Genomic DNA, 23,527 nt, shown 5'->3' with positions numbered 1-23,527 from the left:
ATGATGCGATTCACCTTCCACCCCCTCTGCCTCGCGCTCGCGCTGGCGTTTGCCGCAGGCGGCGCACACGGCGCCGCCAACGACGCGGCGATGGCACCGCAGGACAGCGACGCGAAAGCCGTCTACTGGCAAGGCCACGACGCGCTCAAGCGCGCCGACTGGGACGGCGCGATCAAGCGCTTTCGCGAGCTCGAAGACCGCCTGCGCCGCGACGAACCGGCCGCCGCCGACGCCGCGCTCTACTGGCAGGCCTACGCGCAGTCGCGCGCCGGCCAGGACGGCGCGGCACGCGGCACGGTCGAACGCCTCCACCGGCAATATCCGCAGAGCCGCTGGGGCAGCGAGGCCGATGCGCTACTCGGCAAACGGCCGAGTCAGGCCGCGGCCGGCGACGATGCCGACGCGCTCGCCGAGATCGCGGTCGAAGGCCTGATCTCCGCGCCGCCGGAACGCGCCATGCCGCTGCTGAAGAAGGTGCTGGCCGGCAACTACTCGACCCGCGTCAAGAAGCGCGCGCTGTTCGTGCTCAGCCAGAGCGGCGATGCGTCCGCGCTGCAGAGCATCGAAGCGCTCGCCACCGGCGACGGCGATCCGGCGCTGCGGCGCGAGGCGGTGCAGATGCTTGGCATCAGCGGCGAACCGGAAGCCCGCGCCGCGCTGCAGCGCATCTACGCGGCGAGCACCGACGACGCGCAGCGCCGTCAGCTGCTGCAGGGTTTCATGGTGGCCGGCGACAAGGCCACGGTGCTGAAGATCGCACGCAGCGACGCCAGCCCCGACGTGCGGCGCGAAGCCGTGCAGATGCTCGGCGTGATGGACGCCACCGCGGAACTCAAGTCGATCTTCGACACCGACACCGACCCGGACGTGCGCGAGGCGGTGATCCACGCCTACGGCATCGCCGGCGACGTGCCGGCGCTGCAGGCGATCGCGGCGGGCAACGGCGACGAGGCGCTGCGCATCGACGCGATCCAGGCCATCGGCGTGGCCGGCGGCACGCAGGCGCTGCTCGCGCTCTACGCGCAGGCATCGACTCCCGCCGTGCGCGACGCCGCGCTGCAGGGCCTGCTGGTGGCGGGCGACAGCGAGGCCGTGCTGGACCTCTATCGCAAGGCCGGCAGCGCGGACGAGAAGAAGCGCCTGCTGCGCATGCTGACGCTGATGGACGACGACGCTGCGATCGACCTGATCGAGGAGACGCTGAAATGATCCGGACCATCCCGTCAAACATCACACGCCGCGACGCCCCGTTCGCCGACGCGCTGCGCGCGACCGCCGCCGGCGCAGTGGCATTCGCGAGTTTGATCCTGCTGTGCCTGGGACTCTCCGCGCAGGCCCTCGCGGCGGCGCCGCACCTGCCCGGCGCGCCGCGCGACGGCTGGGTGTCGTACCGCGTGCCGATCCTCGCCGGGCGCGCGGCACCGTGCTGCCACGATCACGGCAGCGGCACGTTGCGCAACAGCTGCGACCTCGACCGCGACAACGGCTTCACGATCTCCGACAGCGACGCGCCGAGCCAGCCCGGCGACGAACTGACCGTGTACGTGCGCTTCGCCGACGGCGCGGTCGACCGGCTGCGCGCACTCGGCGCCGCGTGCCCGGTGCGCAGCGCCACGCCGGTGCAGGCGGTGGGCATCGATGCCGGCACCAGCCTCGCGTTCCTGCGCGGGCTGGTGGAAGCGCGCGCCGGCAGCGGCCGCAAGCACGGCAGCCCGGCCGACGATGCGCTTGGCGCCATCGCCTACCACGCGGAACCCTCCGCCACGCGCACGCTCGCCGACCTCGCCGCCGCCGGCGCACCGTCGTCGCAACGCGAGAACGCGATCTTCTGGCTCGGCGTCGCGCGCGGCCGCGACGGCGCCGCCATCGTCGAGGACATCGTGCGCAACGATGCGGACGTGCGCATCCGTCGCCACGCCGTGTTCGCCCTCTCGCAGTCGGACGCCATCGACGTGCACGCCACACTGCTCGACCTTGCGCGCACCGACGCCGACGACGAGGTGCGGTCGCAGGCGCTGTTCTGGATGGCGCAGCACGGCGACACGCGTGCCGCCGCCGACATCGCCGACGTGCTGCGCACCGACCGCAGCGACCACGTGCGCGACCAGGCCGTGTTCGCCTTGTCGCAGCTCGAATCGGGCGGCGTCGAGGCGCTGATCGGCCTCGTGCGCGGCGACGCGCCGCGCGCGGTCAAGAAGAAGGCGATGTTCTGGCTCGGCCAGTCCGACAGCGACGCCGCGGTGGCCCTGCTCGACGACGTGCTGACCGACGCCGAACGCTGAACGCCAGCGGACGGCGCGGTGTCGCCGCGCCGTCCGATGGGCTCATTCGACCGCCACCGCCTCCACCTGGATGCGCAACGGCACCGCCATGTCGAAGCCGTAGTCCTTGCCGGCCGAGACGCCGAAGTCCGCGCGATCGAGCGTGGTCGACGCATCGGCGCCGCACAGTTCGCGCTGGTGCATCGGATGCGGCATGCACTTGAACGACCGGATCGTCAGCACCACGGGCCGGGTCACGCCATGCAGGGTGAGCTCGCCGTCGACGCGCGTCGGCTTGCCGTCGGCGAAGCCGGCCAGGGTGCCGGTGTAGGTCGCGGTGGGGAACGTGGCGGCGTCGAACAGGTCCGGCTTGCGCGCGTGATCGTTCATCTCGTCGTGGCCGAAGTCGATGCTGGCGATGTCGACCTCGATCCGCACCGTGCCGGTGCCGGCCTCGCGGTCGAGCGTGACGCTGCCCGAGCTGGTGTTGAACTTGCCGCGCCACACCGAGAGCCCGCCGAGGTGGTCGGCCTCGAAACTCGGGTAGGTGTGCGCGGGATCGATCTCGTACGTGACCGGCGCGGCGCCGGCCGTGGCGGCGACGAGGGCGAGCGGAAGCAGGAACAATCGCAACATGGGATACATCTCCACGCAGATGGGGTCAGATTCGGACGAAGGTCTTGAAGCCGCCGAAGATCATGCGTTTGCTGTCGAACGGCATGCTTGCGGCGGCCATGTCCGCGCCCAGGCGCGGATCGGCCATGACCTTCTTGTTGATGCGGTCGCGCTGCACACGCGATCCGTAGACGATGTAGGCAAACACGACGACCTCGCCCGGCTTGAGCTTCACGCTTTTCGCGAACGAGGTGCTCTTGCCCGCAGGCACGTCGTCTCCCACGGCCTCGACGTAGTCGAGCGCGCCGTGTTCGCGCCAGAGCTTGCCGGCCTTGCGCGACATGCGGCGATACGCCGCGAGATTCTTTTCGGGAACCGCAACCACGAATCCATCGATGTACATGCGTCCTCCGGAGTGAGCAAAGCCGACGGTGCGGCGCACCGTTGCGGATGGCACGACAGGGCGCATGGTGCCGCATCGTGCCATTCCTGTCGCACGACGAACGGCCGCGCGCAAATTCGACATGCATTGCGTCACGCCCGCGTCGCCATCCGACGGCAACGCTCGGCCACGCCCGTCACCGCGTCACGCAATGCCGGCGGCGTTGCAATCGTCACCTCGAACGGCAGTCGCGCCAGCTCGCCGGCAAACCAGTCGAGGCTGTCGACCTGCGCCTGCAGGCGCACGCCGCCGGGCACGGGTTCGAGCACGCCGAGGCTTGCGAACAGCTCGCGTCGCGCGGTGTCCAGATCGGTGTGCAGCAGCACGTCGACCGGATGGGTGCGCGGCAACCGGGCGATGGCCGCATTCATGTGTTCCCGCGCGTCGAACTGCTCGGGCCGTGCGAACGATGCATCCACGGGGACAACGGCAAGCACGCGATCGAGCCGGAATGAGCGCACCGCACGGCGCAGGTGGCAGTGGCCGAGCGCGTACCAGCGGCCGGTGCGCCACAGCAGGCCGTAGGGATCGAACAGGCGCGTGGTGGTGTCGCCCTGCGGACTGCGGTAATCCAGCCGCACGCGACGCCGTTGCTGCGCGGCCACGCTGAGCGCGGACAGCAGCGCGTGATCCACCGCCACCACCGGATGCGCGAGTTCCAGCGCCACGGTCTCGTCGAGCGCACCCACGCGCCGGCGCAGGCCGCCGGGCATCACGCGTTCGAGCTTGGCCAGCGCACTGGCCACCGCCGGCGCCGTGGCGGCCAGGCCCATCGCGCGCACGGCCCGCAGGCCCAGTGCGAGGGCGAGTGCCTCGTCGTCGTCGAACAGCAGCGGCGGCAGCTTGAACCCGGGCACCAGCGCGTAGCTGCCGTCGCGCCCGCGGTTGGCGACGATGGGAATGCCGAGTCCCTCCAGCCGCGCGATGTAGCGGCGCACGGTGCGCGGGTCCACGTCGATCTCGCGCGCGAGATCCGCGCCGCTGATGCGACCGCGCGCCTGCAGCAGTTCGAGCACCGCGAGCACGCGCTGGGTCGGTCCGGACATGGCGCCATGCTAGCGCCGAATCAGGACCGATTCTGCCCTGATACGCTGCGACAGTGGCGCCGTGCACCCGCAGCGTGGCCGATGGTCGGCGCGCCGGCGTGCACGCCGGAGACCGCCATGCAGACCACCGCCCCTCGCCCCGCCGCCGCCGCGCACGACGGCGCGCGCGATTTCGATTTCGAACTCGGCCACTGGACCGTGCACAACCGCCGCCTGTGCGCGCGCCTGGCCGGCTGCGACGACTGGGAGATCTTCGACGCCACCGTCTCCACCCGCAGCATCCTCGATGGCCTCGGCAATCTGGAGGAGATGCGCTCCGGGCATCTGCCCGGCTACGTCGGCATGGCGATCCGCGTCTACAACCGCGCGGAACGGTGCTGGGCGATCCACTGGGTCGACAATCAGCGCGGGGTGATGGATCCGCCGGTGCACGGTGCATTCCGCGACGGCATCGGCGTGTTCGAGGGCGACGACGTGTTCGACGGCCGCCCGATCCGCGTGCGTTTCGTCTGGACCGCCACCGACCCCGCCACGCCGCGCTGGGAGCAGGCCTTCTCCGACGACGGCGGCCTCACCTGGGAAACCAACTGGACGATGGACTTCCGCCGCCGCGCGGCGTGAGCGCGCGGCGTTGTGCGTCAGCCGGCGTCGTCCTCGCCGAGCGTGTAGCCCGGCGGCACGTCGGCCGAGAGCTGGCCCGGCGCGATCGGCAGGTCGAAGGCGAAGCGGTAGTCGAGCACCAGATCCTGCGCGCCGCCCACCTGCATTGAACGCGGCACGCCGTCGGCGTCGGCCCACAGGTCGATCTGCATGCCGTGGGTCTGCAGGCGCCAGCCGTACAGATCGATGCCGTCGTCCCGGCGGACCTCGTCGAGCGGCTGCGCCTCGCCCTGGAAGGCGCGGATGGCGTCGAGCCATTGCAGCGCGTCCTCGGTGCGCGGCGCGGGACCGGCGGGCAGCGGCGTGCGCAGCGCCAGGCGCGCGCCGTGCAGCAGGGTCAGCACGTGGCCGCTGCGCGTGTCGACCACCACGCTGACGTCGTTGCCGACATCGGTGCGCAGGCTGCCGCTGCGGTCGAGCTGCAGGGTCGAGCTCGGCAGCGATTGGCCGCCGATGCGCTGTTCGATCCGCACGCGCAGTGTGTCGAAGTCGCGCAGACGCTGCTGCACGGCGGCGAACGCGGGCCCTTGCTGGCCGAGGAACAGCGCGAGGCCGAACACGGCGAGCGCGCAGAACGACGCGGCCGCCAGCGCAAACCGTGGCAACGATGCGCGCCGCGGCCGGGCAGCGGGCAGTGCTGCAAGCAGGCGCGATTGTGCGGCATCGATGCGGGCGTCATCGGCGCCGTGGCGCGCCATGGCGTCGGCGTGTGCCGCGAGGGTCGGGGGCAGAATCGGCGTGGCGTCGTTCACGGTGCGGTCTCCGGAGCAGGTGTGTCGCGCAGCTGGCGTTCGAGCGCGCGTGTGGCGCGGTGCAGCAGCACGCTGACGTGGTTGGCGGTGAGGGCGAGTGCGGCGGCGATGGCGGGAATCTCCATGCCCTGCACGAAACGCAGCGCGAAACACTCGGCTTCGCGGGGTTTCAGGCGGGCCAATGCCTGTCGCAGCCGGGTCGCGCGTTCGGCATCGAGGCTGGCCGCATCCGCGCCCGGCGCGGACTGCGGCGCCTGCAGCAGCCACTGCGGCACCAGCCGCCGCCAGCGCTGCTGCCGACGCACATGGTCGATGGCGAGCCGCGTGGCGGCCGCGCCGAGAAACGCCGGCCACGACCGCACATCGTCCTCGCGCGTTTCGAGCAGGCGCAGGAAGACCTCCTGCTGCACGTCCTCGGCCTGCGCCGCGTCGCCGAGCACGCGGTAGGCGGCGGCGAACACGAGGCGGCCGTGCAGGCGGGCGAGGGTGGCGATGTCTGCGGGTGCGGATCGGGGCATCGTGGCGGCATCTTCGCAGGTGGGGATGGCGATGGATCTGCGGCGGGCGGGGGTCATGTGGGCAGAGCGCCTCCTTCCGCCTTCGGCACCTTCCCCCGCGTTGCGGGAGAAGGAACAGCGGGGCACGACTTCGTCGACATGGTTATGTCCTCGGCGGGTGGTCGAGGACATGACGTCGCGGCAGGTCGCTTCTTACAGGGCGGCTGGCGTTCGCCGCAACGCCGTGGTCGTTTCCCCCACGACAGGCAGTCGCGTCACATCCGCGCAACGGCTTCCAGCGAAGCGATCCTTCTCCCGCGCAGCGGGGGAAGTGTGACGCCGGTTGCCACCGGCGGAACGCAGGCGGAAGGGGGCGGGCGTCTCGCCACACCCGCGGTAAACCCCTCGAACACACCGGCGTCCGCGCGCACCCTCACACCATCGCCCCCAGCACCGTCCGCACAGGCACCCGCCGCGCCGCATCGAATCGCCGCGCCAGTTCCGCCAGCCGTCGCGTCGGCACCGCCGGATACAGATGGTGTTCGAGGTGGTGGAACATCCCGGCCACACACGCATCGAGCAGCCGCGAGCGGCTGCTGCGCGCGTCGAACGGCGCCGCGTCGCAGGCGCGATGCACCGCCCAGATCCCCACCATCGCCGCGCTCAGGTTGGCGAACACCAGCGCTAGCGCGATCGTCTGCAGTGCGGCACTGTCGAACACGCCCCAGACCAGCAGCTGTGCCGCGCCGACCGCGGCGAGCTCGGCCCGCACCCAGCGCCGTTGCCGCCGGCTGCCGTGGCGCAGCGCGAACCGATGGATGTGCAGCGGATACAGCGGGCTGTGCAGGAACGCCCGCCAGAACCCAAGATGCGCGATGCGGCCTTCGATGTCGTCCTCGCGCAGGCAGGCGCGGTGATGGTGCCGGTGGGTGCATTCGATCGCGTGCATCGCGCCGCCGAGCAGCACGCTGAGCACGAACATCACCGCATCGTTGCCGCGCCCGCGCAGCCCCAGCGCGCGGTGGAACGCGCCGTGCGTGACGCGCAGCCCGGTCATGAACAGCACGAAGGTCGCGGCCACCGCGGCCAGGGTCCAGTCGTTGAATGCGGCCAGCAGCGCGGCGCAAAGCCAGGGCAGGGGCAAAACCAGTTCGCGCGCGGTGTCGCGCGTGCGCATCGGCACCAGGTCGCGCCAGGCGATGTCCGGCCGCCTATCCACGACGCACCGCCTGCCGCCGTACCAGTCCCGGCCGACGCGCGGTGAACCAGCGGTAGCCGGCATCGGCGGCCCGGCGCAGCGGTGCGTTGCGCACGAGCACCCACGCCAGCACGCGCCAGCCCGGCAGCCGTGCCCACAGCAGCAGGTGCGCGTCGAGCCCGATCCGGAGCGCGCCGCCGCCGTCGCGCACGTGCAGCAGCGCGAGCGCAGCGTCGAGCCCGAAGGTTTCGCCGTCCAGCGCGGCGGGCTGCGCGATGTCGGTCCAGCGCACCGCGCCGGGCGCGGCCAGCCGCCGGTACAGCGCCACCTCGCGCCGGCATACCGGGCACAGCCCGTCGAAAAACACCGTGATCGGCGCGATGGTCGGCATGGCGGCACTCCCGTGGATGGACGACGGGGGCAAGTTGGCCGTGGCGCTGCGGTGCGCGCTTCCGTTTCGATCAGGCCGGAACACAGGCTCGGTCGCGCCGCGGAAAACTCCGTGGAAACAACAGCCTGCGAATTTCCGGAATGCCCATTCCGGCATCGGAAACGCACGCGGCCCGGGACAGGCCCGGGCCGCGCGGGTTCAGCGGGGCGGCGGCGTCACTCGGCGGACGGCGCGCAGCCCGGCAGCGGAGTGATGTTGACCAGGTCGAAGTCGCCGGTCGGGCCGTCCTCGAACGCGTACGTGGCGGCCGCGGTGCGGCAGTCGGCGAAGTCGACCGTCAGCGTGCCGACGGGCGTCGCGGTGACGTCGTCCTCGCTCAGGAACGACCCGCCGCTCAGCGCATTGACCGTGAACACCGCGGACTCGCCGTCGAAGCCGCCGTTGGCTTCGCCGTCGCCCGACAGCGAGCCGGCCGAGTCGAGGCTGTAGTAGACCTGCTCGCCGTCCGCGGTCCAGCCGTACCAGCTGCCGACCAGGCGGTTCTGCTGCGGCATCGGACTGAACGCGAGGCCGGTGGTGGTGAGGCCCGGGACATACCAGTGGCCGGACGCGCTGCCGTCCACCGGTGTTTCGGTGGCGAGCGGGCCGAGCGGCAGGGCGAGGAAACCGAGCGGCTGGTTGACGCCGTCGCCGACGGCGACCACGTCGAGGATCGCGCCGGCCGGCAGATCCACCGGCGTCGCATCGATCAGGTTGGCCGAGCCGTCCGGCGTCGCGACCTTCAGATCGTAGTTGCCGGCCGGGATCTCCAGGTACGGACTGGCCGCGAAGAACGGCACATCCGCCAGCCCGCCGACGACCGCGCCGATGTCGGTGCGCACCGACACGCGCGTGCCGTCGGTCGAATCGGCGAACGGCGCGGCGTGCACCACGCGCAGCTTGAGGTTGCCGGCGGCCGGCGCGGTGTTGTCGTCCACCACGGCCTGCAGCGCCAGCGGTTGCAGCGTGCCGTTGCCGGTCGCGAACACGGTGTAGTCGGTGTTGTCGGCGAGCGTCACGTCGGCGGTCATCGCCACCGTGGTGGTGCCCGTCGGCAGCACGTCGAGGGTGTAGTCCCCGGGCGGGAGATCGAGGTAGTCGGTGAAGTCGCCGAATTCCACGTTGGTCAGCGTGTCGGCACCGTTGACGCGCACGGTCACCGAGGTGCCGTCGAGCGAATCGGCGAACGGCGCGGCGTGCACCACGCGCACGCGGGCGTCGGCAAGGGCCAGGGTCGGCAGCAGCAGCGCTGCGACGGCGAGATAGGTGGCGGTCCTCTTCATGGGTCTTTCTCCCTCGTTGTTGTTGGTGTCGGGCACGGCCCGCTCTGGTTGAGGATGGAACACGCAGCGCGCGTGGCCCTGCGTGCGTGACGACGCTCCCTGCCGGAAATCTCCGTGCATCGGTGCAGGATCCGCGACCCGTACGCCACGCCGGACAACGCTCCGGACAAACCTTCGCCGTCGACGCGGCAGGACCGCATGCGGGATCGAAAGCGTTGGTCGGCGACGCCGGGCCGCGACGTCCTGTGAAGCTACGCGGGCGGTGCGCGTGCGGATGCAGATTCGAAGGCATCGCGACGCGCGTTCAGCGCGCGTTTTGCGTTGGCCGACCGGTGTGCGAGCCCGGTCTAGGTGTCGCCGCGCAGCGCCTGCTTGCGGTAGCGACCCGGCACCTCGCCGGTGATCTCGCGGAACGCGACGTAGAAATTCGACTGCGACGTGAAACCCACCGCGAGGCCCACCGACAGCACCGAGGCATGCGGCTCCTCGCGCAACATGCGCTGCGCCGCGGCGACGCGCTGCTCGCGCAGGTAGCGCGAGAAGCCGATGCCCAGACCGGTATTGATCAGCTCCGAGAGCTGGTGCGGCGTGAGATCCAGCGCGGCGGCGAGGCTGGCGAGGCTCAGGTTCTCGTCGGTGTAGAGGCGATCCTCGTCCATCGCGCGCCGCAGCCGCTCCAGCGCCTGGGTGCGGTCCACGCGCGTGAGCGTGGACACCGCGTACGCCGCGCGCACTGCATCGGCGGCGCGGCCGGCCACGTCCGGATACCGCAGCAACACCAGCAGCGCCAGCCACAGCGACAGGCCGATGAGGATCGAGTACGCCAGCACGAATGCCCGCGGGGCAATCAGCGGCGCCAGCAGGCCGAGCGCCAGCACCAGCACCGCCATCGCCGCGAACGCTGCGAAGGCGACGAGCTCCAGCGCAAAACGCCGCCGCTGCGCACGCAGGCGATACACCAGCTGCGCCAGGCGCAGCGCGAACCCCGCACCGAATGCAAACGACAGCGGCAGCGCCACGCGCGGGTCGAGCCACGGCACCGCCAGCGCCGGCGCGAACCACAGCAGCCACGCCGGCGACGCCGCCGCCGGCTGCAGCGCGCCGTGGAAGAACAGGTGGAATGCCGCCGCGACGATGAACAGCAACGCCAGGTAGTCCGTCCGCTGCAGCAGGGCCGGCACCGCATCGGCCAGCAGTTCCGCACCGTGCGCGGCCTGCAGCGCGGCCAGGCCCGATAGCAGCAGCGCGCCGGCCGCGCGCGTGGTCCACCGCAGCTCCGCCGCGCGGTACACCGCGAACTGCGCCACCAGCAGCAGCGCTGCCGCGCCCAGCGAGAATCCGATCAGCGCGAGCGCCAGCGATTCCATCGGGCTGTTGCGATCACGCCGCCCGCGCGCGGAACCGCAGCCACAGCGTGTGCACCAGCAGCACCGCGGCAATGGCCAGCGCGGTCCATGCCGTCACGTGCGCGCCGGGCGCCGCGCTCGCCGACTGCTTCACCCAGATGCCGATCAGCGCCCACCACGCGGTGGCGGTGAACACGATGTCGCCGCGCACGCGCCGGTTGATCGCCAGCAGCAGCACGGCCGCCAGCACGAGCAGGGCGACGCTCCACACCACCGGGGCCACGCCCGGATCGATGCGGTAGGCGAGCAGCGTCTGCGCGAGGTTGAGAACGCTCGCCAGCGCCACCCACGCGCAGAAGATCAGGAAGGTCCAGCGCACCAGCAGCACCTCCATCCCGCGCAACCGGCGCGGCGGCGGCGCGATGCGCCACACGATCGCCAGCAGCAGCGCGAGCGAGGTCCACAGGATCAGCAGCGCGAGCCAGAAGATCTCGTTCGGAAACACGATCATCCAGGCCGACGTCAGCGCGAACACACCCGCCACCGGCCATGCCAGGCGCCGCGTCAGCGCATCGCCGCGGCGCGCCGGCAGCACCTGCCAGACGCCGTAGCCGATGCTCAGCGCAAAGATCAGGCCCCAGATCGAAAAGGCATAGCCGGCCGCGACGATCAGCGACGGATCGCGGTTCGATACGCTGCCGATGTCGCTGCCGAACCAGCCTGCCTGCGCCATCCACGACACCGCGGGCATCGCCAGCGCAAGCAGCAGCACGAGGACACGGATCATGGCGGGCTCCAGCGGGACGGAGGCCGCACCATAACGCACCGCCGACCGCGCGGCACCGGCGGCAACGACGCCTGAACCGGCGCCGCGCCGTCGTCCGGCCGGGCGCAACGCGCCGACCGGCGGTGTCCGCGGTTCACCGCAGGTTCGCGGCCTCGGGGTAAGGTCGACCTTCCCCATGCCAGAGGCGCGATGCGATGACCCGACGTGCGTGTGCCCTCGTCCTTCCGCTTCTGGCCTGGTCCGCCGCCGGCCTCGCGCAGACCCCGCCGGCCGATCTCACGCTGCAGGAAGTGGCCGCCGGCCTGAGCTCGCCGCTCGCGGTGCGGCACGCGCCCGACGGTCGCCTGTTCGTGGTGCAGAAGGGCGGGACGGTGCAGCGCATCGTCGGCGCGACGCCGGTGCCCTTCCTCACCATCGCGGTCAATACCAGCAGCGAAAGCGGCCTGCTGGGCCTTGCCTTCCACCCGGACTACGACGGCGTCGCCGAACGCCGCTTCTACGTCAGCTACACCAGCCCCGATGCGGGCAATCCGCAGGCCATCGCCGAGTTCGCCACCAGCGCCGGCGACCCCGACGTCGTCGATCTTGCGAGCCGGCGCGAGGTGATCCGCATTCCCGACATGGCCGGCAACCACAACGGCGGCGACATCGCCTTCGGCCCGGACGGCTACCTGTACTGGTCGAGCGGCGACGGCGGCATCCAGAACGATCCGAACGGCTTCGCGCAGTGCCTGTGGAAAAAGCCGATCGACAACGACCCGTCCAGCTGCAGCCCCGGCGGCGGCACCAACTACTACCTGCTCGGCAAGATCCTGCGCATCGATCCCACGCAGACCACGGCCAGCGCATCGGCCGAGATGTGCGCCGCGACCGAAGGTGCGCAGGCCGGCTACCGCATTCCGCCGGACAACCCGTACGTCGGTTCGACAGACACCTGCGACGAGATCGCGCACGTGGGCATGCGCAACCCGTGGCGCATGAGTTTCGACCGCGCCAACGGCGATCTCTACATCTCCGACGTCGGTCAGGGAAGCTGGGAGGAGACCACGCGCATTCCGGCGGGCGAACTCGGCCACAATCTCGGCTGGCGCTGCTTCGAAGGCGTGGACGCGTTCAACGGCACGGGTCCCTGCGCCACCCTCGACGAGGACGCGGTGACCTTTCCGTTCCAGGTCTACGGCCACGATGAGGGCCGCTGCTCGATCTCCGGCGGCTATCGCTATCGCGGACCGATCGCCGGACTCGTGGGCATGTACATCAGCGCCGACTACTGCAGCCGGGAGATCTTCTTTGCGCGCAACGACGGCGTCGACTGGGATCCGCCGGTCGGCAGCGTGGACGTGTGGCGCACGCTCGACGGCGGCGACGGCATCGCAACCAGCATCGCCGGCTTCGGTGAGGACAGCGACGGCAACCTCTACGTGGCGGGTTTCGGCAACGGCCGTCTGTACCGCTTCTTCTCGGCAAGCAGCGGCACGCTGTTCGCGGACGGATTCGAATGAGCCGACCCCGCCGCGCAGCGGCATAGGTGCGGGCGGGGCGTCGGCGCGGCCTCTGCCACAATGGCCGCATGATCGTGCCCGACATCCTGCGCAGCGTGCTCGACCGCAGTCTCGACCGGCTGCACGCCGTCGCGCCGGAGCGCGTCGCGCGGATCACGCGCGACGCCGCCACCGCCACCGCGCTGCACCGCCTGCTGCTGGCGAGCGACTACGCGCTCGACCGACTGTGCCGCACGCCGGAGCTGCTCGACGCGCTCGATCGTGCGCCCGCGGTGCCCGTGCTGCGCGCCGACGACGAGCCGCAGTGGCCGATGCTGCTGCGGCGCTACCGCCATGCCGAGAGCCTGCGCTTCGTGTGGCGCGACGTGAATGGCCTCGACAGTGTCGAACAGACCCTCGCACGCACCTCGGCGCTGGCCGACACCTGCACCGCGGTCGCGCTCGACGCCGCGCACGGCGCCCTCGCGGCGCGCCACGGCATCGCGCGCGACGCGGCCGGCGCCGCGCAGTCGCTGGTGGTGTTCGGGCTCGGCAAGCAGGGCGGCGCCGAGCTCAACTTTTCCTCCGACATCGATCTGGTGTTCGCGTATCCGGACGGCGGCAGCAGCGACGGTGCGCGTCCGCTCGACAACGGCGCGTATTTCCAGCGCGTGGGTCAGCGCCTGATCCAGCTGCTCGGCGACATCGATGCGGACGGCTTTGCCTACCGCGTCGACATGCGGCTGCGCCCGTTCGGGCAGGTCGGGCGGCTGGCGCTGTCGTTCGCCGCGATGGAGCAGTACTTCCAGCGCGAAGGGCGCGACTGGGAACGCTACGCCTGGATCAAGGCCCGCCCGATCGCCGGCGACACGGTGCAGGGCGAGCGTCTGCTCGAGGCGCTGCGGCCGTTCGTGTACCGGCGCTATCTGGACTACGGCGCGTTCGAAGGCCTGCGCGAGATGAAGGCGATGATCGAGGCCGATGTGGCACGGCGCGAGCTGGAAGGGCATCTCAAGCTCGGCCGCGGCGGCATCCGCGAGATCGAGTTCATCGTCCAGCTGCAGCAGCTCATCCGCGGCGGCCGCGAGCCGGCGCTGCGCCAGCGCGGCCTGCTGCCGGCGCTGGCGGCGCTGCGCGCGCGCGGGTACGTTCCCGAGCACAACGCCGACGTGCTGGTCGCGGCGTATCGCTTCCTGCGGCGGCTCGAGAATCGCGTGCAGATGCTGCGCGAGGAGCAGACCCACGCGGTGCCGGACGCGGCGGAGGACCGCGCGCGGCTCGCGTTCGGGCTCGGCTATCCGCATTGGGACGCGCTGCAGGACGAACTGGACCAGCATCGTCACGGTGTGGCGCGCGAGTTCGAGCGCGTGTTCGAGGCGCGCACCGGGCCGCGTGCCGGCGGCGAGGCGCTGGCCGCCTACTGGCGCGACATCAAGCGCAGCGACGCCGCGCCGCTGGCCGAGGCCGGCTTCGCCGACGCCAACGCGCTGCATGCGCAACTGCTCGAGTTCGCGCGCCTGCCGTTGCTGCGATCGCTGTCGGCCCGCACGCGTGCGCGGCTGGATCGCGTGCTGCCGGCGCTGCTCGGCGCGGCCGCACGCAGCCGCGCGCCCGGCATCGCCGCCGGGCGCGCGCTCGCGCTGGTGCAGGCGGTACTGCGGCGTTCCAGTTACCTGGCGCTGCTCGACGAGCAGCCCGGCGCGCTCGCGCGTCTGGTCGAGGTGATGTCGGCGAGCGCGTGGATGGCCGAGCGCGTGTGTGCGCATCCGTTGCTGCTCGACGATCTGCTCGACGTGCGTGCCGACGCCACGCCGCCGACGCGCGCCGAGGTCGGCGCGGCATTGCAGGCCGTGCTGGCGGCGGCAGCGACCGACGACATCGAGACCCGCCTGGTGGCGCTCAACGAATTCCGCCAGAGCTTCGCGTTCCGCATCGCGCGCGCCACGCTCATCGATCGGCAGTCGGCGCAGGAAAGCGCGCGCCAGCTCGCCTTCCTTGCGGAGGCGGTGATCGGTGCGGTGCTGCCGGCGGCGGTCGAGGATCTTGCGCGCCAGCACGGCCGCCTGCCCGGCGGCGGTCTGGCCGCGATCGCGTACGGCAGCTTCGGCGGCAAGGAGCTGGGCTTCGGTTCCGACCTGGACCTGGTCTTCCTCTACGACGCCGGCGACGCCGAGCGCGAAAGCGACGGCGCGCGTCCGCTCGACGCGGCCCGCTACCACGCCCGCGTGGTGCAGAAGACGATCGCGCTGCTGCAGATGCCCACGCCCGCGGGCCGGCTGTACGACGCGGACCTGCGCCTGCGTCCCGACGGTGCCAAAGGCCTGCTCGTCTCCACCCTGTCGAGCTTCGCGGAGTACCAGCGCGAACGGGCGTGGACCTGGGAGCAGCAGGCCCTGGTGCGGGCGCGCTGCGTGGCCGGCGATGCGCAGGTGGCGGACGCGTTCGCGCGCATCCGCGAGGACACGCTGCGGCGCGCGCGCGATCCGGCGCAGGTGCGTGCGGACGTTGCGAAGATGCGCCAGCGCATGCGCGACGAACTCGACCGCAGCGGCAGCGCCGGCTTCGATCTCAAGCAGGGCAGCGGCGGCTTGGTCGACGTGGAATTCCTGCTCCAGGCCGGCGTGCTGATGCACGCCGCGTCGCATCGCGCGCTGTGCGAGACCACGCGCACGCCCGAGCTGATCGCCGCGCTCGCCGGCATCGGCTGGATCGCGGCGGAGGACGCCGCTGCGCTGCAGCGGGCGCATGCCGCGCTGCTGGCGCGCTCGCTCGCATGCACCCTGGACGGCCGTGCGCGCATCGTGCCGGAGAGCGACGACGTCGCGGCCGCACGCCTCGCCGTGCTCGGCGTCTGGCAGCGACTGGGATTCGCGGACGCGTCCGTGGCCGCACCCGCGGCGCCTGCACCTATACTGTGACGCCCCCGCAGCAGGCATTCCAGCGATGGCAAAGGCGTTGACCCGGCTGCCCGCACGCGCGATCAGCGCGCTGGGCGAATTCTTCCGGCTGCAGGCCGCAGGCGGCATCGTGCTGGTGGTGGCGGCCATCATCGCGATGCTGCTCGCCAACAGTTCGCTGCGCGATTTCTACGTCGCGCTGCTCGAAGTGCCGGTGCAGGTGCGCGTGGGCGAACTCGACATCGCCAAGCCGCTGCTGCTGTGGATCAACGACTTTCTGATGGCGATCTTCTTCCTGCTGGTGGCGCTGGAGATCAAGCGCGAGGCGGTCGAAGGCCAGTTGTCGAGCCGCGCCCAGCTGCTGCTGCCGATGGTGTGCGCGATCGGCGGCATGCTGGTGCCGGCGCTGATCTACATCGCCTTCAATCACGACAGCCGCACCGCGCTGCATGGCTGGGCGATTCCGGCCGCCACCGACATCGCGTTCGCGCTCGGGATCCTGTCGCTGCTCGGTTCGCGCGTGCCGATCGCGCTGAAGGTGCTGCTGTCGGCCATTGCGGTGATCGACGATCTCGGCGCCATCGTCATCATCGCGCTGTTCTACGGCGGCAAGCTGTCGCTGCTCGCGCTCGGCGGCGCGGTGGTCTCGCTCGTGGTGCTGTTCGCGATGAACCGCATGCGGGTGATGCGCGTGCCGGCCTACCTGCTGGTGGGTCTGGTGATGTGGGTGTTCGTGCTCAAATCCGGCGTGCATGCCACGCTCGCCGGCGTCGCCACCGGCCTGATGATTCCGCTGCGGCATCCGGACAATCCCGAGGTGCGGCCGCTCGCCTCGCTCGAACATGCGCTGCATCCGTGGGTGGCGTTCGCCATCATGCCGGTGTTCGCGTTCGCCAACGCCGGCCTGTATCTGGGCGACATGACCTGGGGCGACGCGCTGCAGGCAGTGCCGCTCGGCGTTGCGCTCGGCCTGCTGCTGGGCAAGCCCATCGGCGTGTTCGGCGCAGCCGCGATCGCCATCGGCATGGGCTGGTCGCCCAAGCCCGAGGGCTGCGGCTGGGCCGCGCTGTTCGGCATGTCGGTGCTGTGCGGCATCGGGTTCACGATGAGCCTGTTCATCGGCTCGCTCGCGTTCGCGCCGGGCAGCGAATACGCCCTCACCAATCGCATCGGCATCCTCGCCGGCTCCATCGCGGCGGCGATCATCGGCCTGCTCTGGCTGCAACGCACGCTGCCGCGACCCGAACGCGCGGCATGAACCGCAGCGCGCTCGTGTTCGGCGCGCGCGGACAGATCGGCGTCGGCCTGCTTCCGCGGCTGCTGGCGCACGGCCTGCGGGTGCGTGCGATCACGCGCGGCGACACGCCCGCATCGCCGCATCCGGCATTGCGATGGCAGCGGTTCGACCTGTTCGGCAGCGCGGATCCGCCGCAGGAAGAAGATCTGGTCTTCAGTCTCGGCCCGCTCGACGGCTTTCTGCGCTGGCTCGAGCGCGTGCCGGCCGCGCCGCGCCGCGTGGTGGCGTTCGGTTCCACCAGTGCCACCACCAAGCGCGACTCGATCGATGCGCGCGAACGCGATCTCGCACAGCGCCTCGCAGCGCTCGAAACGCGCCTCGCCACGGTATGTGCCGAGCGCGGGATCACGTGGACCCTGCTGCGCCCGACCCTTGTCTACGGTGTCGGGCGCGATCGCAGCCTGACGCGAATCGCCACGCTCGCGCGGCGATTCGGACTGTTCGCGCTCGCGCGCGGCGCAACGGGGCTGCGCCAGCCGGTGCACGCACACGACCTCGCCGCAGCGTGCTTTCAGGCGGCGTTGGTATCGGCTGCAGCAAACCGTGCCTACGATTTTCCGGGCGGAGAAACGCTGCGCTACGACGAAATGGTGCGCCGCACATTGGCGTGCCTGGTGCCGCCGCCACGATTGATGCGGGTGCCCGACAGTGTGTTGCGGATCGCACTCGCGAGCGCGCGGCGCGTGGGCAAGCTGCGCGATGCCGGTCCCGGCGTACTGCAGCGCCTGCGCAGCGATCTTGTGTTCGACGGCAGCGATGCGGTGCGCGATCTGGGCATCGTGCCGCGTCCGTTCGTGCCGGAGGCCGGCATGTTCGAGGCCGCGGTGCACGACCGGGAATGCTGCGGCGCAGCAGAATAAGTGCCGCTTTTTCCATACGGCACAGCATTGCCAATCCGCGCGCCGCCTACCTATGATGACGGCGCGTTGCGACCCCGATTCATCAAGGATAAAGATCATGCAGGCCCGACTGAGCTTGACGTTGGCGTTGTCGTCGCTGTTGCTGGCGGCGTGCGGCGGTTCCAGTAACAGCGACCGGGCGGCACCGACGCCGCCGGCCGAAAACAACAACGGCTCGCCGGTCAACGGCGTGCTCACCGCGCGGTTCGATCCGACCACGTCGACGATCCCGCTGCCGAACAACCTGCTGCTGTCCGGCACCACGGATCTCACGCTCAATCCGCCGGTCGCCAATCCGAACAACTTCTCCGATCCCACCGTCGCGATCAGCACGCTCGACGGATGGAGCACCACGGCGCCGTGGTCGACGGCGTTCAACGCCCGCCCCGATCCCGCCTCGCTGTTGCCGGGCCAGTCGATCCGCGTGTTCGAAGTGTCGCTGACCGGGCCCGGCGGCGGCGTCACGGGCATCGTCCGCGAACTGGCCGGCGGCACCGAATTCGTCGCCGCGCTCGCACCGAGCGACGCGACCGGGCGCACGCTGGCGATCGTGCCGACCGCGCCGCTCAAGCAGCTCACGTCCTATCTCGTGGTGCTGACCGACCGCATCCGCGACGCCAACGGCAACGACGCCACGCCCGACCAGACCTACTTCCTGTCCAAGCGCCCGACGCCGCTGTGCGTCAACGGCGTCAGCCAGGAGCCGCTGCTGCCCAACGCCACGGCGTGCTCGCTCGAACCGCTGCGCCAGCTGACCAACTCGCAGCTCGCCGCGGCCGGCAGCGCCGGCATCGCGCGCGACGACGTGGTGGTGTCGTGGGTGTTCACCACGCAGAGCATCACGCCGGTGCTGCAGGCGGTGCGCTCGATCACGCAGCCCGGCGCAACCCTGCTCGCCAACAGCGGCCAGACCATCGCGGTCGCCAACCTGCCGCCGATCGCCGACATCTACATCGGCACCATCACGCTGCCGTACTACCTGACCGCACCGTCGGCCGAGAATCCGACCGGCCCGCTGACCGGCTTCTGGAAGGCCGCACCGGGTGCGTACGTTGCGCCGTTCAACGGGCTCGGGCTGAACCCGACCTCGACCAACATCACCTTCGCCAACCCGATTCCCGTGGCCACGACCAACGTCACCGTGCCCGTGGTGATGACGGTACCGAACGCGGCATCGGGCCGCACGATGCCGGCGAGCGGCTGGCCGATCGTGATCTACCAGCACGGCATCACGCGCAGCCGCCTCGACGCACTCGCGATCTCCGGCACGGCCGCTGCGCAGGGCTTTGCCGTGGTCGCGATCGACCTGCCGCTGCACGGACTGCTTCCTGGTGAATTCACCAGCCCGTTCTACAACGAGCGGACCCCGTTCGCCGACATCGCGCAGGAGCGCACCTTCGATGTGGATTACGTCGACAACGACACCGGCGCGCCCGGTCCGGACGGTCGCGTCGATACCTCCGGCGCGCACTTCATCAACCTCAGTTCGCTGCTGACCTCGCGCGACAATCTGCGCCAGGGCATCGCGGACCTGTTCGTGCTGACCGCGAGCATTCCGTCGATGGACATCGACGGCAACGGCACCGGCGACTTCGACAGCTCGCGCATCGAATTCGTCGGCCAGTCGCTCGGCGCCATCGCCGGCACCTCGTTCCTTGCGCTGGAGCCGAACGTCAACACCGGCGTGCTCTCGGTGCCGGGCGGCGGCATCGCGCGCATGCTCGATGCGTCGCCCACGTTCGGACCGCGCATCCGCGCCGGCCTCGCTGCGGCGGGCGTGCAGGCCGGCACGCCGGACTACGATCGGTTCATGGTGGCGACGCAGCAGGTGATCGATTCCGCCGATCCGGTCAACTACGGCTTCGCGTCGGCGCAGAACGCGATCCTGCTGCACGAAGTCGTCGGCGACGGCGCTGGCGTGCTGCCGGACCAGGTGATTCCGAACAGCGTCGCCGGTGCTCCGCTCTCGGGCACCGAGCCGCTGATCCGCGCGCTCGGACTGACGCCGATCGACGCGACGGTCGAGGATCCCGACGGCATCCGCGGCGTGACGCGTTTCATCGAAGGCGATCACGGTTCGCTTCTCAGCCCGGCCGCATCGCTGGCCGCGACGATCGAAATGCAGGGCGAAATGGCGAGCTTCCTCGTCTCCGACGGCGCCGCGGTCGTCGTGTCCGACCCGTCCGTCATCCGCACGCAGTAAGCCAGAATCCAAGGAACGCATCCCATGAAACGCACGATTCAGACTTCCCGCGTGTCCGGACCTCGCCGCGCGGTGCGCGCGCCGCTGGCGCTGGCCGTGGTCGGCGCACTCGCGCTGACCGCGCAGTCGGCTTCCGCCATCGAGTTCGGCGAAGGCGACTTCAGCGGCTCGTTCAACACCACGCTGTCCTATGGCGCCTCGATGCGCGTGCAGGAACGCGACGACAATCTCATCGCCAAGTCCCATTTCGATCCGACCATCGTGTCGCAGATCGCCGCGCTGACCGCTGCGGGCGACTACCTCGGCGCGCAGCAGTTGCAGCTGCAGGCCCGCGGTCGTTTCTCGGCCAACCGCGACGACGGCAATCTCAAGTACGACGATGGCGACCTCATCTCCAACGCCGCAAAGATCACCAGCGAGCTGTCGCTGAACTGGCGCGATTCGGGTGCGTTTGCCCGCGCCACGTACTTCTACGATTTCGAGAACGCCGACCGCAACGACCTGTCGGAAACGGCCAAGGACCTGATCGGCGAGCGCTTCCGCCTGCTCGACGCGTTCGTGTTCCACAACTTCAGCTATGGCGAAACCGGCCAGGGCAGCGTGCGTCTCGGTCGCCAGGTGGTGAGCTGGGGCGAAGGTACCTTCATCCAGAACGGCATCAACGTGATCAACCCGGTGGATCTGTCGGCGCTGCGCGTCGCCGGCGCCGAATTGAAGGAGGCGTTCCTGCCGGTCGATTCGCTCTGGACGAGCTTCAGCCTGACCGACAATCTCTCGCTCGAAGCGCTGTACCTGTTCGAGTTCGAGGAAATCGAAATCGACGCCTCGGGCACGTATTTCAGCGCCAACGACTTCGCCTCGCCCGGCGGCAACTACGTGATGCTGAACTTCGGCACCGTGCCGCAGCCGGTCAACAACCCGGATCTGTTCTACAGCGTTTGCCAGTCCGGTCCCGCCGGTTTTGCGAACAGCGACCGGGATTACAGCGCCTATCCGCCGGCCGTGCAGGCACAGCTCGTCGGCGCCGGCTGTGCCGCGGCGTTCCCGCGCGCGCCCAACCGCAATGCCAAGGACAGCGGCCAGTACGGCGCTGCGCTGCGCTATTTCTCCGACGCGCTGAACGGCACCGAATTCGGCTTGTACTACCTCAAGTACCACAGCCGCGTGCCGGTGCTGTCGGGCATCGCGGTCACCAACACCAATGCCAACTCGGGACGCTATTTCCTCGAGTATCCCGAAGGCATCGACCTGTTCGGCCTGTCGTGGAACAGCTCGTTGCCCGGTGGCGTCGCGTTCCAGGGCGAGATCAGCTATCGCGACAACATGCCGTTGCAGATCGACGACGTCGAGTTGCTGTTCGCCGGCCTGTCGCCGCTCAATGCCGTGATTCCGCAGCCGGGCCTGCGGTTCGTGAGCCAGCTCGGCAGTTACGGTCCGGGCGAATACGTCAAGGGCTGGGAAGCGCACGAGGTCAGCCAAATCCAGTCGACTTTCACCAAGGCGTTCGGACCGGGCAATTTCCTCGGTGCCGAGCAGATCGCGCTCGTCGGCGAGATCGGCGCCACCAAGGTGCTCGATCTCCCGGACCAGAGCATCCTGCGCTACGAGGGCGAAGGCACCGACACCGGCGGCGGCCCGGCCATCGACAGCGGTAATCTGCGCAACCCGCAGACGCTGACGGGCGGATTTCCGACCGCATTCAGCTGGGGCTATCGCGTGGCGATGCGCGCGGACTACAACAACGTCTTCGGCGGCTCGATCAACCTCTCGCCGCGCATCGCGTTCAACCACGACGTCAACGGCATCACCCCGGGTCCGGGCGGCAACTTCCTCGAAGGCCGCAAGTCCGCGACGATCGGCGTCGAAGCCTTGTACCTGAATGAATGGTCGTTCGATCTGAGCTACACGCTGTTCACCGGCGCCAAGCCCTACAACCAGATCCACGACCGCGACTTCGTTTCGTTCGCGGCCAAGTATTCGTTCTGACCGCACAGGGAGAGAACTGCATGAAAAACCATTCGTTGAAGGTCCTGGCCGTCTGCGCCGGCCTGACGTTCGGCACCGGCGCCATCGCGGCCGTCGGTGCGGACCAGGCCGCCAAGCTCGGCAAGGAACTGACCGCCCTGGGCGCCGAGATGGGCGCCAGCGCGGACGGCACCATTCCTGCGTGGGACGGCGGCGTCACGTCGCCGCCGGCCGGTTACAAGGTCGGCGATTTCCATCCGGATCCGTTCGCCGCCGACAAGCCCGTGCTGCAGATCACGCCGGCCAACTACAAGGAACACGCCGACAAGCTGACCGAAGGCCAGCAGGCGATGTTCGCGAAGTATCCGAGCTTCCGCATGGACATCTATCCGACGCGGCGTTCGGCGGCTTTCCCGGAGCGGACCTACGAATACACCATCAAGAACGCCACGACCGCCAAGCTCATCAACGACGGCGACGGCGTGACCGACGCGGCCGAAGGCATCCCGTTCCCGATTCCGCAGTCCGGCGCGGAGGTCATCTGGAACCACAAGATGAAGTACAAGGGCATCTCGGCCGCGCGCTGGACCAACCTCGCGCCCGTGACCGCCGGTGGCCAGTACAACCTCGTGCGCATCCGCGAGGAATTCATGGGCCTGTATTACAAGCCCGGCAACACCATCGCCGACATCAACAACATGCTGCTGTACTTCTACCAGTCGGTGGAAAGCCCGGCGCGTCTCGCCGGCCAGGTGCTGCTGGTGCACGAAAGCCTCAACCAGGCCGTGCAGCCGCGCCAGGCGTGGGTCTACAACCCGGGCCAGCGCCGCGTGCGCCGCGCGCCGAACGTGGCCTACGACAACCCCGGCACCGCCGCCGACGGCCTGCGCACGTCCGACATGACCGACATGTACAACGGCGCGCTCGACCGCTTCGACTTCAAGCTCGTGGGCAAGAAGGACATGTACGTCCCGTACAACTCCTACAAGGCGCACAGCGACAAGTCCAAGGTCTCGGACATGATCAAGCCGGGCCACATCGATCCGGACTACCTGCGCTACGAACTGCACCGCGTGTGGGTGGTGGACGCCACGCTCAAGCCCGGCAAGCGCCACATCAACTCGCGCCGCACCTTCTACGTGGACGAGGACAGCTGGCAGATCCTGATCATGGACCACTACAACGGCCAGGGCGCGCTGTGGCGCTACTCCGAAGCGCCGTCGATCACGTACTACGAGGTGCCGGTGTTCTGGACCACGATGGAAAACCACCACGACCTGTTGAGCGGTCGCTACCTCGCGACCGGTGTCGACAATCAGGATCAGGCGCCGGACTTCTCGTACCAGTCGTCGCTGGAGAACTTCACTCCGCAGGCCCTGCGCACGCGCGGCGTGCGCTGATCGGAGGGTGTGAAGCACGCGCGGCGTGCGCATCGACCGCAGGACATGCGACACGTGTCACGTGCCGG

The 23,527-nt window shown here is 70.1% G+C and carries 20 protein-coding genes; 10 read left to right on the top strand and 10 right to left on the bottom strand.

Features of this window, described 5'->3' with window-relative positions:
• A complete protein-coding gene (locus HNQ52_RS05690; protein WP_183960152.1) occupies positions 1–1,209 on the top strand; it encodes a HEAT repeat domain-containing protein in 1,209 nt (402 codons plus the stop codon).
• Positions 1,206–2,282: a HEAT repeat domain-containing protein gene (locus HNQ52_RS05685; protein WP_183960151.1), complete on the top strand. Its 1,077-nt coding sequence runs from the start codon at positions 1,206–1,208 to the stop codon at positions 2,280–2,282. Before HNQ52_RS05690 ends, HNQ52_RS05685 begins: the two co-directional genes overlap by 4 nt.
• 42 nt (positions 2,283–2,324) lie before the next feature.
• Here HNQ52_RS05685 and HNQ52_RS05680 read toward each other — a convergent pair whose 3' ends face one another.
• From HNQ52_RS05680 to HNQ52_RS05670, 3 genes are all read right to left on the bottom strand, one after another.
• Complete coding sequence (locus HNQ52_RS05680) at positions 2,325–2,897, bottom strand: YceI family protein (protein WP_183960150.1); 573 nt, start codon at positions 2,895–2,897, stop codon at positions 2,325–2,327.
• A 25-nt stretch (positions 2,898–2,922) separates the two neighbouring features.
• On the bottom strand, positions 2,923–3,279 hold the full coding sequence (locus HNQ52_RS05675) for a DUF1428 domain-containing protein (RefSeq protein WP_183960149.1): 357 nt from the start codon (positions 3,277–3,279) through the stop codon (positions 2,923–2,925).
• 131 nt (positions 3,280–3,410) lie between these two features.
• Complete coding sequence (locus HNQ52_RS05670; protein WP_183960148.1) at positions 3,411–4,364, bottom strand: helix-turn-helix transcriptional regulator; 954 nt, start codon at positions 4,362–4,364, stop codon at positions 3,411–3,413.
• Between the two features lie 117 nt (positions 4,365–4,481).
• Between HNQ52_RS05670 and HNQ52_RS05665 the strand changes: the two genes are divergently transcribed.
• Entirely contained in the window at positions 4,482–4,985 is a 504-nt protein-coding gene (locus HNQ52_RS05665) for a hypothetical protein (RefSeq protein WP_183960147.1), read from the top strand.
• Positions 4,986–5,002: 17 nt separating this feature from the next.
• Here the strand turns inward: HNQ52_RS05665 and HNQ52_RS05660 are convergent, their stop codons facing one another.
• The 7 genes from HNQ52_RS05660 to HNQ52_RS05630 all read right to left on the bottom strand — a co-directional run bounded on the left by HNQ52_RS05660 (position 5,003) and on the right by HNQ52_RS05630 (position 11,317).
• Positions 5,003–5,776 (bottom strand): hypothetical protein, encoded by a 774-nt coding sequence (locus tag HNQ52_RS05660; protein WP_183960146.1) that lies wholly within the window; start codon positions 5,774–5,776, stop codon positions 5,003–5,005.
• On the bottom strand, positions 5,773–6,294 hold the full coding sequence (locus HNQ52_RS05655; protein ID WP_183960145.1) for an RNA polymerase sigma factor: 522 nt from the start codon (positions 6,292–6,294) through the stop codon (positions 5,773–5,775). The genes HNQ52_RS05660 and HNQ52_RS05655 overlap by 4 nt, the downstream gene beginning before the upstream one ends.
• Positions 6,295–6,706: 412 nt before the next feature.
• Positions 6,707–7,492 (bottom strand): fatty acid desaturase, encoded by a 786-nt coding sequence (locus tag HNQ52_RS05650; protein WP_183960144.1) that lies wholly within the window; start codon positions 7,490–7,492, stop codon positions 6,707–6,709.
• The gene (locus HNQ52_RS05645) at positions 7,485–7,862 is read right to left on the bottom strand and encodes a thiol-disulfide oxidoreductase DCC family protein (RefSeq protein WP_183960143.1); all 378 of its coding nucleotides are present in this window, start codon (positions 7,860–7,862) and stop codon (positions 7,485–7,487) included. The genes HNQ52_RS05650 and HNQ52_RS05645 overlap by 8 nt, the downstream gene beginning before the upstream one ends.
• Positions 7,863–8,077: 215 nt before the next feature.
• Positions 8,078–9,184, bottom strand: coding sequence for a DUF4397 domain-containing protein (locus tag HNQ52_RS05640; protein ID WP_183960142.1), 1,107 nt, complete (start codon positions 9,182–9,184; stop codon positions 8,078–8,080).
• A gap of 347 nt (positions 9,185–9,531) precedes the next feature.
• Complete coding sequence (locus tag HNQ52_RS05635; RefSeq protein WP_183960141.1) at positions 9,532–10,551, bottom strand: AraC family transcriptional regulator; 1,020 nt, start codon at positions 10,549–10,551, stop codon at positions 9,532–9,534.
• A gap of 13 nt (positions 10,552–10,564) precedes the next feature.
• Positions 10,565–11,317 carry a hypothetical protein gene (locus HNQ52_RS05630; protein WP_183960140.1) on the bottom strand — a complete coding sequence of 251 codons (753 nt, stop codon included), beginning with the start codon at positions 11,315–11,317 and terminating at the stop codon, positions 10,565–10,567.
• A gap of 194 nt (positions 11,318–11,511) precedes the next feature.
• On the opposite strand from HNQ52_RS05630, the gene HNQ52_RS05625 reads away from it, so the two are divergent.
• The 7 genes from HNQ52_RS05625 to HNQ52_RS05595 all read left to right on the top strand — a co-directional run bounded on the left by HNQ52_RS05625 (position 11,512) and on the right by HNQ52_RS05595 (position 23,459).
• Positions 11,512–12,819: a PQQ-dependent sugar dehydrogenase gene (locus HNQ52_RS05625; RefSeq protein ID WP_183960139.1), complete on the top strand. Its 1,308-nt coding sequence runs from the start codon at positions 11,512–11,514 to the stop codon at positions 12,817–12,819.
• 68 nt (positions 12,820–12,887) lie between these two features.
• A complete protein-coding gene (glnE, locus tag HNQ52_RS05620) occupies positions 12,888–15,716 on the top strand; it encodes a bifunctional [glutamate--ammonia ligase]-adenylyl-L-tyrosine phosphorylase/[glutamate--ammonia-ligase] adenylyltransferase (protein ID WP_183960138.1) in 2,829 nt (942 codons plus the stop codon).
• Between the two features lie 25 nt (positions 15,717–15,741).
• Positions 15,742–16,953 carry a Na+/H+ antiporter NhaA gene (gene nhaA / locus HNQ52_RS05615; RefSeq protein WP_183960137.1) on the top strand — a complete coding sequence of 404 codons (1,212 nt, stop codon included), beginning with the start codon at positions 15,742–15,744 and terminating at the stop codon, positions 16,951–16,953.
• Positions 16,950–17,852: an SDR family oxidoreductase gene (locus HNQ52_RS05610; protein WP_183960136.1), complete on the top strand. Its 903-nt coding sequence runs from the start codon at positions 16,950–16,952 to the stop codon at positions 17,850–17,852. The genes nhaA and HNQ52_RS05610 overlap by 4 nt, the downstream gene beginning before the upstream one ends.
• A gap of 97 nt (positions 17,853–17,949) precedes the next feature.
• On the top strand, positions 17,950–20,094 hold the full coding sequence (locus HNQ52_RS05605) for an Ig-like domain-containing protein (protein ID WP_183960135.1): 2,145 nt from the start codon (positions 17,950–17,952) through the stop codon (positions 20,092–20,094).
• 24 nt (positions 20,095–20,118) lie between these two features.
• Positions 20,119–22,080 (top strand): DUF1302 domain-containing protein, encoded by a 1,962-nt coding sequence (locus tag HNQ52_RS05600; RefSeq protein WP_183960134.1) that lies wholly within the window; start codon positions 20,119–20,121, stop codon positions 22,078–22,080.
• A gap of 20 nt (positions 22,081–22,100) precedes the next feature.
• Entirely contained in the window at positions 22,101–23,459 is a 1,359-nt protein-coding gene (locus HNQ52_RS05595) for a DUF1329 domain-containing protein (RefSeq protein WP_183960133.1), read from the top strand.
• Positions 23,460–23,527 lie beyond the last annotated feature (68 nt).

The sequence above is a fragment of the Chiayiivirga flava genome (assembly GCF_014202825.1).
GTDB classification, from domain to species: Bacteria; Pseudomonadota; Gammaproteobacteria; order Xanthomonadales; family Xanthomonadaceae; genus Chiayiivirga; species Chiayiivirga flava.
Note: the sequence above shows the minus strand (reverse complement) of the source record. Positions and strands in the feature narration are given on the sequence as shown.